The 8,854-nt window shown below is 63.9% G+C and carries 10 protein-coding genes and 1 tRNA gene; 8 read left to right on the top strand and 3 right to left on the bottom strand.

Translation table 11 applies throughout. The features are described from left to right. The first annotated feature begins 18 nt into the window (after window positions 1-18). Both IVB48_RS04815 and IVB48_RS04820 read left to right on the top strand, forming a co-directional pair. A complete protein-coding gene (locus IVB48_RS04815) occupies window positions 19-504 on the top strand; it encodes a DUF192 domain-containing protein (RefSeq protein ID WP_027517796.1) in 486 nt (161 codons plus the stop codon). 127 nt (window positions 505-631) lie between these two features. Further along, a tRNA-Pro gene (locus tag IVB48_RS04820) sits at window positions 632-708 on the top strand. 366 nt (window positions 709-1,074) lie between these two features. On the opposite strand, the gene IVB48_RS41095 is transcribed toward IVB48_RS04820, so the two are convergent. Continuing rightward, entirely contained in the window at window positions 1,075-1,206 is a 132-nt protein-coding gene (locus tag IVB48_RS41095) for a hypothetical protein (RefSeq protein WP_256468855.1), read from the bottom strand. A 333-nt stretch (window positions 1,207-1,539) separates the two neighbouring features. Between IVB48_RS41095 and IVB48_RS04825 the strand changes: the two genes are divergently transcribed. Then, complete coding sequence (locus IVB48_RS04825; protein WP_027569933.1) at window positions 1,540-1,734, top strand: hypothetical protein; 195 nt, start codon at window positions 1,540-1,542, stop codon at window positions 1,732-1,734. Between the two features lie 41 nt (window positions 1,735-1,775). On the opposite strand, the gene IVB48_RS04830 is transcribed toward IVB48_RS04825, so the two are convergent. Then, on the bottom strand, window positions 1,776-2,945 hold the full coding sequence (locus IVB48_RS04830) for an OpgC domain-containing protein (protein ID WP_027569934.1): 1,170 nt from the start codon (window positions 2,943-2,945) through the stop codon (window positions 1,776-1,778). Between the two features lie 259 nt (window positions 2,946-3,204). Here IVB48_RS04830 and IVB48_RS04835 point away from each other — a divergent pair, with 259 nt between their 5' ends. From IVB48_RS04835 to IVB48_RS04845, 3 genes are all read left to right on the top strand, one after another. Further along, complete coding sequence (locus IVB48_RS04835) at window positions 3,205-3,510, top strand: ETC complex I subunit (RefSeq protein ID WP_007591346.1); 306 nt, start codon at window positions 3,205-3,207, stop codon at window positions 3,508-3,510. Between the two features lie 255 nt (window positions 3,511-3,765). Next, window positions 3,766-4,251, top strand: coding sequence for an Lrp/AsnC family transcriptional regulator (locus IVB48_RS04840; RefSeq protein ID WP_007610167.1), 486 nt, complete (start codon window positions 3,766-3,768; stop codon window positions 4,249-4,251). 272 nt (window positions 4,252-4,523) lie between these two features. Continuing rightward, window positions 4,524-4,823: a DUF3551 domain-containing protein gene (locus IVB48_RS04845; RefSeq protein WP_027569935.1), complete on the top strand. Its 300-nt coding sequence runs from the start codon at window positions 4,524-4,526 to the stop codon at window positions 4,821-4,823. Window positions 4,824-4,908: 85 nt separating this feature from the next. Here IVB48_RS04845 and IVB48_RS04850 read toward each other — a convergent pair whose 3' ends face one another. Further along, window positions 4,909-5,937, bottom strand: coding sequence for an AraC family transcriptional regulator (locus IVB48_RS04850; protein ID WP_247397878.1), 1,029 nt, complete (start codon window positions 5,935-5,937; stop codon window positions 4,909-4,911). Window positions 5,938-6,049: 112 nt separating this feature from the next. Between IVB48_RS04850 and IVB48_RS04855 the strand changes: the two genes are divergently transcribed. Both IVB48_RS04855 and IVB48_RS04860 read left to right on the top strand, forming a co-directional pair. Then, window positions 6,050-7,222 (top strand): isovaleryl-CoA dehydrogenase, encoded by a 1,173-nt coding sequence (locus IVB48_RS04855; RefSeq protein WP_247397880.1) that lies wholly within the window; start codon window positions 6,050-6,052, stop codon window positions 7,220-7,222. A gap of 24 nt (window positions 7,223-7,246) precedes the next feature. Next, window positions 7,247-8,851: a carboxyl transferase domain-containing protein gene (locus tag IVB48_RS04860; protein WP_247397881.1), complete on the top strand. Its 1,605-nt coding sequence runs from the start codon at window positions 7,247-7,249 to the stop codon at window positions 8,849-8,851. The last annotated feature ends 3 nt before the right edge of the window (window positions 8,852-8,854 follow it).

The raw sequence follows: 8,854 nt of genomic DNA on the forward strand, positions 1-8,854 counted from the left end.
ACGCCTCGAGAGCCATCCATGAATTTCGATCGAAAGGCCGTCTTCGCCGTTGCGAAGGGCTGGCTTGCCGCCATCCTCGTCATCGCCGGCTGTGCCGTCGCGAGCGCACCCGTCCGCGCCGCCAGCTTCCAGCCGCTCGAGATCGTCACCAGGAACGGCGTGCAGGTGTTCTCGGTCGAGATCGCGACCACCGAGGAGGAGAAGCAGACCGGCCTGATGTACCGCAAGGAACTGGCGGACGGCAAAGGCATGCTGTTCGACTTCAATCCCGAGCAGGAGGTGTCGATGTGGATGAAGAACACCTACGTCTCGCTCGACATGATCTTCATTCGCGCCGACGGCCGCATCCTGCGCATCGCCGAAAATACCGAGCCGATGTCGACAAAGATCATCTCATCCAGGGGGCCCGCGCGGGCCGTTCTGGAGGTGGTGGCGGGGACGGCGCAAAAATATGGTATCCGCGCCGGCGACCGCGTCGGCCACCCGCTGTTCGGCAGCAAGTAGGCGGGCAAGGGGCTATTGGCAGGGCCATCGCGCCCCCGTCCTGACGGTCTTTGGGAAGCTTGCTGGCGCCTTTGGAAGGCTTGCTGGCGCTTTGGGAAGCGTGTATCGACGGGGCTCGCCGGACATTCGGGGTATAGCGCAGCCTGGTAGCGCGGCAGTTTTGGGTACTGCAGGTCGTTGGTTCGAATCCAGCTGCCCCGACCAGTCCGGAGGTGGGTCGGAACGGCACCAGAGAACAACAGCCATTCGGCGAGGCGCCAGGCGATCCAGGCGAGCGCGGTTTCCAGCCGAGCGCGGCGATCCAGGCCAAGCCGACCAGCCGCGTTCGATGCAGATGCCGGAGCTGCCAAAGCCTTCCTAACCCTCGGCGCTCATTCCCTGCGCAACGCGACTTCCGCGCGATTTTTCAAGGCATTGGGCGGGTCGGCCGGTGCGGAAATCGTAAAACTTTGTCGAACCTTTAGGCGTCGCCCTAGACATATAGGTGTTGGGGGATTTCAGCGCCCAATGCCTAACGGACGCCGCCAAGCGATGATATTCCGCTTGCGCGGCGTTACGCTTTTCCAACCATCAGTTCGTCGCGTACCAGCCGAACGGAAACGGCATGAACGGCCAGGCCAGCTGATTGTCGTTGGCGACCTTCCGCGGCTCTTGCTCCGGCGTCTTGGCGGGCAGAGCAGGCGGCGTCGAATGCAGCGCCAAGCGCAGACATGCACATTGCAAATTCATCGTAGTGGCCCCGCCCATCAATCGTTTTCAAAAATTCGCGTCAGCCTGGAAATCACCGCGCGTCCTCAAAACGACGCGCTCATTCTCAAATCGCACACAGTCTAGGAAAATCGGCGAGCGCTTTCAACCGGTCTTGCCACGCGCTCACAGGAAGTAAGGTTGACCGGTTAGGTTAAGGGCGAGCGGTTGTTGCGGCCGCCTTCGTGACTGTTATCAGATCGGTCCGGCTCGCGATGGGTTGCCTGAATTCGTGCTCACACGACATCACAGTTCGTCGCAGTGCTCGTATCCTGTGAGTTCTGCATCATGTCTTTCGATCGCAACGTCCGAACCACCGGTCCGCAGGCGAGCTGGACCGAGATCTGGCACCTCTGGACTGTGCTCGTGCCGCGCCGCTCGATCAACGGGCAGCTCGTTTACGGCAAGGTCTGGCGCCGCCACGACGGCCGCGACTGGATCTACAAGAAATTCACCGAGTACGATAGCGAAGCGGCGGCCTGAAGCGGCGTCGCTGTCGTCCGGCGCGGTATCGCTGCTGCCCTTCAAGCGGCCTTTGCGGCCGCAGGCTTGGGCGGCGGCGGCTTCAGCGGCTTGTCCTGCTTCTTCGACCAGGAGATGTAATACGCCACCGTGGTCATGATCGCGATGCCGGCGACGCTGACGAAGATCTGCGCAAACAGCGAGCCCGAGCTCATCGACAGCTCGAAATGACCGACGAAGGACAGGAACACGCCGACGCAGAACACGGCGAGCGACTGCTGGCCGCACACGATGATGGGGTCGAACCCTTTCCATTCCAGGCCCGGCCAGTCCTTCGGCACGAAGCGGATCACCAGGATCACGATCACGACGAAGTGGATGAAGCGGTAGGGCGCGAGGTTGGTCTTGTCGTTCGGGTTGAATGCCGAGAACAGCCATTCCGGGAACATGCCGCCGAGGGTCGGGAAACGACCAGCCATGGTCATGACCAGCGCGAACAGCATGTAACCGAGACAGAGCCACAGCGTGACCGGCGCGTTGATCAGCGTCATCGAGCGCCGCGCGCCACCCATGGCGCACCAGGCGCCGAATACGAACAGCACCTGCCAGGCATACGGGTTGAAGTACCACTGGCCGGCCGGATAGGCGGTCAGGTTCAGGCCGAAATGCCGGGCGGCGAGCCACAGCACGATTGAGAGCGCCATGGTGAGGTCTGGCTTGCGCAGCATGAACCAGAGCACCGGCGGAAACAGTCCCATCAGCACGATGTAGAGTGGCAGCACGTCGAGATTGAGTGGCTTGAAGCGCAGGAACAGGCCCTGGCGCAGCGTCTCGGTGGCGTTGTCGACCAGGCCGGCGACGTTGAACTCGTTGATCATCTCTGAATCGCCGAAGCGCAGCGCCAGATAACTGATCGAGGCGATGTAGATCACGAACAGGATGATGTGAGCGACGTAGAGCTGCCAGACCCGCTTGGTTAGCCTGGTGGCGCCGACCAGGAAGCCGCGCTCGAGCATCATCCGCGCATACACGAAGGATGCGGTGTAGCCGGAGATGAAGACGAACAGATCGGCGGCGTCGGAAAAGCCGTAATTGCGGGTGGTGATCCAGTTCACCACGTTGTCGGGGATATGGTCGAGGAAGATCGCCCAGTTCGCAATGCCGCGAAACAGGTCGAGCCTGAGGTCACGGCCCTTCTCGGGGAGCGTGGCGTTGATGTTCAGGAAGGACATGCGACGGGAGCTTTCGGAGGGGACGGACAGGGAGATGTCAACGAAGCAGGGCCGCCGGGCGAGACCCCGGCGCGGAAGGCGGGTACGCAATTGTCACGATGCAGCATAATGATTATACCCATCGGCGAGCCATCCCGGGGGCCGGAATCACCGATCAGTTCCCAAAAGGTGTCTCTATACTATGCCCGCGGTTTCCACCAACTGCTACCGTGACGCATCGAAATCGGACGAAAAGACGAACAAGAGGCCCGGACCATCCATGACCGCACGCATTTTCAAGCCCGCCAAGAACGCGATGCAATCCGGCCGGTCGAAGACCAAGGAATGGCAGCTCGACTACGAGCCCGAGCAGCCGCGCGCGGTCGAGCCGCTGATGGGCTGGACCTCGTCCGGCGACATGAAGCAGCAGATCACGCTGCACTTCCACAGCAAGGAAGAGGCGGTCGCCTATTGCGAGCGCAAGGGCATCGCCTACCAGGTGATCGAGCCGAAGGAATCGGTGCGCCGTCCGGTCGCCTATGCGGACAATTTCTCGTTCCGCCGCGGCGAGCCCTGGACGCATTGAAGGCGGGCCACGCGTCGAGACTCTCGTCGCGCCCGGGCTTGCCGTCTTCGCTGAAGCTTCGCCGGCCCAACACCGAATGCCCGGCAAGGCGGAGCCGGGTCCCGGGCATCTACGTTTTAGCCTCCGCGTGAAAAGGCGCGGACGGCCGGGACAAGCTCGGTCAATCACGCCGGTTCTTCCCATGGTCCTGCCCTTGGCAGCCATTCCGCCCCGTGCTTCGCTGCCGCGCAAGACAGGCTCATGGCGAGGTGGGGTATGGCGGGGCGTGACCAGCTCGACGGCGTCGATCTGAAAATACTCTCCGAATTGCAGCAGGACGGGCGGGTTCGCAACAACGAGCTGGCGCTGCGCGTCGGGGTGTCCGGGCCCAACTGCGTGAGGCGGCTGAAATCGCTGTTCAGTCGCGGCGTGATCCGGGCGGTGCGCGCCGTCATCGACGAGCGGCTGCTCGGCTACGAGGTGGTGTCGTTCGTCTCGATCCAGCTCGGCAGCCAGGCCCAGCCGGTGCTGGCGGCGTTCGAGAGCTCGGTCGCCGCGATCCCGCGCATCCAGCAGTGCTGGCGGATTTCGGGCGACACCGACTATCTTCTCAAATGCGTGGCGCCGAGCGTCGAGAGCATGCGCCAGCAGCTCCTGCATTTCGCCGCGATGCCGAACGTGAAGAACGTCCGGAGCTTCCCGGTGCTGGGTGTGGCGAAGGACGTGCCGCTGCCGTTGCAGGAGATCGCGGCGGCAGGATAGTTCGGCGGGGACGGGTGCCAAAGCGTGGCGGGCACAACGACATCCAAAACTCCGAAGGCGCGGGAGTGATCCCCTTGCCGAGATACAGGTTCGGATAAGACGGATAAAACATAAGTAACTCACCTAACTGTGACATGTGATTTGGGAAGTTCTGCAATGCGCCGAGCCGTGATTGCCGGTTCCTGGCGCCGGCCTACATGCGAGCTGTGAACCTCAGCCTGCGTCGCATGCCGAGGCCTCTTTTGTGGGACACTGAAGCAGGAAAAGACAACATGACCCCGACCTCGAAGACGTTCGTCGCATCCGCGGCGACCTTGTTTGCATCTGCGTTTCTCATGATGACCGCGCCGGCGGCCCAGGCAGAAGACTACTGCATCACCAATGGCGCCCAGGCCGCACACGGCTGCGGCTATCCGACGATGGAGGCCTGCCGGGCCGCGGCCGGCGGCATCGGCGGCTCGTGCTCGCAGAGCGGCGGCGCGAAGACTTCGACCGACGCGCTTGCCTTCCAGCCGAAGCAGACGCAGTCGCGCACCAAGCTTCGCCCGGGTGGGCAGACCAACTCGAACTGATCGAGACCGGTTTCGAAATGTTGCGGCCTCCGAGTTGGATCTCGGAGGCCGCAACAGCATGACAGCCCGCGCGTCAGCGATACCGTCAGCGATACCTGCCGCGAAACTCGCGCGGTGAGGCGCCGGCCCAGGTGCGGAAGGCGCGGGAAAAGCTCTTCTCGTTGCGGAAGCCCGCGATCTCCGCGATCCGCTTGATCGGGTTACGACCGCGCATCAGCTCCTGCTTGGCGAGCTCGAATTTTGCCTCTTCCTTGAGATCGCGCAGCGAGGTCGCTTCATCGCGCAGGCGCCGATGCATGGTGCGGGTGGAGAGCGCCAGCTCGCTCGCGACATCCTCGGCTCCGAGGCTGCGTCCGCGCGCATTGCGGAGCACGCGGCGAACGCGCTCGACCAGGAGCCGGTCGCGCCGATAGGGTAGTACGGTCAGCCGCAGCGCGCCCTTGAGCATGTTGTCGAGGTCCGCCGCGCTACGGGTGAGCGGCAGCGACAGATAATGCTTGTCGAAGGTGATGGAAGCTCGGTCCGCATCGAAGCGGATGTTTCGGCAAAAGATGGTCGGATAGACCGAGACGTGGCCGGGCTCGGGGTGCGGAAATTCCGCGGCGCGGAGCGCGATCCTGGAATCCACGGCCCAGCAGGAAAAGCCGAGAACATAGCGGAGCAGGGTGACCAGGCAGAATTCGCGCAAAGGCCCGAGGTCGCGTAGCTCGCGGATGGACACGACGGCGGTCTCCTCGCCGACGGCGAGATCGAGCAGCACGTCCTCGGTCAGCAGGCGGTGGTGCCGGCACCAGCGCTTGAGCGCGACTTCCAGCGTCGGGGCGGTGATCGAGGCGCGGCACAGCATGCCGTAGGTGCCGAAGGGCAGCCGCCGCGAGAACCAGCCGAGCGCCTCGTCATCGAGTTCGCGCATGGCATGACCCGCCAGCGCCTCGAACTGGCCGGCCGTGACCCGCCCATCCGGAGAATTGACAAGGTCTGGCGTTACCTGACCCCGGCTCAGCGCCTCGGTCGGATCGCGGCCGTAGCGTTCGTAAGTGGCAACGACGCCGCGGACGAAGGCGGCAGGGGTCACGGCACGGCGCGGGATCGCGGTTGCGACTTGAAAAGGCATCGGACATCCTCTGGAAAAATCCTCGCCAAGTTTGGCGGAAAATGCAACCTTTTCGACCGCAGAAGGGCCCCGATGCCGCTAGGTTTGGTCCCCAAAATACGGAGGAATCGCCTTGAATATCCCGAGCATCGATTTCGATCTGGGCGAAGACATCAGCATGCTGCGCGACACGCTGCGCGCCTTCGTGGAGGCGGAGATCGCCCCGCGTGCCGCCGATATCGAGAAAGCCAATCTGTTCCCGGCGGACCTCTGGAAGCGCTTCGGCGACCTCGGCCTGCTCGGCATGACCGCGCCGGAGCAATATGGCGGCTCCAACATGGGCTATCTCGCCCATATCGTCGCGATGGAGGAGATTTCGCGCGGCTCGGCCGCGGTCGGGCTCTCCTACGGCGCGCACTCCAATCTCTGCGTCAACCAGATCCGCCGCAACGGCAATGATGCGCAGCGCGAGCGCTATCTGCCAAAGCTGATCTCCGGCGAGTTTGTCGGCGCGCTCGCGATGTCCGAGCCCGGCGCCGGCTCAGACGTCGTCTCGATGAAGCTGCGCGCCGACAAGCGCGGCGACCGCTACGTACTCAACGGCTCGAAGATGTGGATCACCAATGGCGGCGATGCCGACGTGCTGGTGGTCTACGCCAAGACCGATCCGGAAGCGGGCCCGCGCGGCATGACCGCCTTCCTGGTCGAGAAGGGGGCCAAGGGCTTCACCCACGGCCAGCATCTCGACAAGCTCGGCATGCGCGGCTCCAACACCTATCCGCTGTTTTTCGACGAATGCGAGGTGCCGGAGGAGAGCGTGCTCGGCAAGGTCGGCGAGGGCGTCAGGGTGCTGATGTCCGGCCTCGACTATGAGCGTACCGTCCTCTCTGGCGGGCCACTCGGGATCATGGCGGCCTGCATGGACGCGGTGGTGCCCTACATGCACGAGCGCAAGCAGTTCGGCCAGCCGATCGGCGACTTCCAGCTCATGCAGGGCAAGCTTGCCGACATGTATGCGACCTGGCAGGCCACGCGCGCCTATGTCTATGCGGTGGGGCGTGCCTGCGACCGCGCCGATCACGCGCGCAGCTTGCGCAAGGACGCCGCCGCTGCGATCCTCTATTCCGCCGAGAAGGCGACGTGGATGGCGGGTGAGGCGATCCAGGCGCTGGGCGGGGTCGGCTACACCACCGAATTTCCGGTCGGACGTCTGTGGCGCGATGCAAAGCTCTACGAGATCGGCGCCGGCACCTCGGAGGTCCGGCGCATGCTGATCGGTCGCGAATTGATGGCTGAGACGGCTTAAAACCTTCACGCAATTGGAATAAACATGCCGCTCCATTCCAGCATCGATACGTCTTCATCGGACTTTGCGCGCAATTCCGAGGCCATGCGCACCCTCGTCGCGGATCTGCGCGAAAAGCTGAGCCAGGTCGCCGGCGGCGGCGGCGAGGTCTCGCGCAACCGCCACACCTCGCGCGGCAAGATGCTGGCGCGCGAGCGCGTCGACCTGCTGGTCGATCCCGGCACTGCGTTCATGGAGCTGTCGCCGCTCGCGGCCTATGGCCTCTATGGCGGCGACGTGCATTCGGCGAGCGTCGTCACCGGGGTCGGGCGCATCGCGGGCCGCGAATGCGTGATCGTCGCCAATGACGCCACCATCAAGGGCGGCACCTATTATCCCATGACCGTGAAGAAGCATCTGCGCGCGCAGGACGTGGCGCGGCAGAACAATCTTCCCTGCGTCTACATGGTCGATTCCGGCGGCGCCTTCCTGCCGCTGCAGGACGAGATCTTTCCGGACGAGCGTCACTTTGGCCGCATCTTCTACAACCAGGCCCAGATGTCCTCGCAAGGCATCCCGCAGATCGCGATCGTGATGGGCTCCTGCACCGCCGGCGGCGCCTATGTCCCCGCGATGTCGGACGAGAGCATCATCGTGCGCAACCAGGGCACGATCTTCCTCGGCGGGCCGCCGCTGGTGAAGGCGGCGACGGGCGAAGTGGTGACCGCGGAGGAGCTTGGTGGCGCCGACGTGCATTCGCGGCAATCGGGCGTGACCGATCATTATGCCCAGAACGACGCGCACGCGATCGGCATTGCCCGCCGCATCGTCGGCACGCTGAAGCCATCGGTACGACCGAACCTCAACATGCATCCGCCACGTGATCCCTTGTTCGCGGCGGAGGAGATTTACGGCGTGGTGCCCGTCGACGGGCGCAAGCCGTTCGACGTGCGCGACATCATTGCGCGCGTCGTTGATGGTTCCGAGTTCGACGAGTTCAAGAAGCTCTACGGCACGACGCTGGTCTGCGGCTTCGCCCACGTCTGGGGTTTTCCGGTCGGTATCATCGCCAACAACGGCATCCTGTTCAGCGAGAGCTCGCTGAAGGGGGCGCATTTCATCGAGCTGTGCTGCCAGCGCGGCATTCCGCTGGTGTTCCTGCAGAACATCACGGGTTTCATGGTCGGCAAGAAATACGAAGCCGGCGGCATCGCGCGCGACGGCGCCAAGCTGGTGACGGCGGTCGCGACGGCGTCGGTGCCGAAGCTCACTGTGGTGATCGGCGGCTCCTACGGCGCCGGCAATTACGGCATGTGCGGCCGCGCCTACTCACCGCGCTTCCTCTGGATGTGGCCGAACGCCCGCATCTCGGTGATGGGCGGCGAGCAGGCCTCGATGGTGCTGAGCCAGGTCCGCCGCGACAATATCGAGGCGAAGGGCGACAGTTGGTCGAAAGAAGACGAAGATAAATTCCGCGAGCCGATCCGCGCTCAATATGAGAGCCAGGGGCACCCGTATTACGCGACCGCGCGTCTCTGGGACGACGGCGTGATCGACCCGGCCGATACAAGGCTGGTGCTCGGCCTCGGCCTCTCGGCGGCGTCGAATGCGCCGATCGAGCCGACGAAATTCGGCCTGTTCAGGATGTGATGC

The organism is Bradyrhizobium sp. 76, assembly GCF_023073025.1.
Lineage (GTDB): Bacteria > Pseudomonadota > Alphaproteobacteria > Rhizobiales > Xanthobacteraceae > Bradyrhizobium.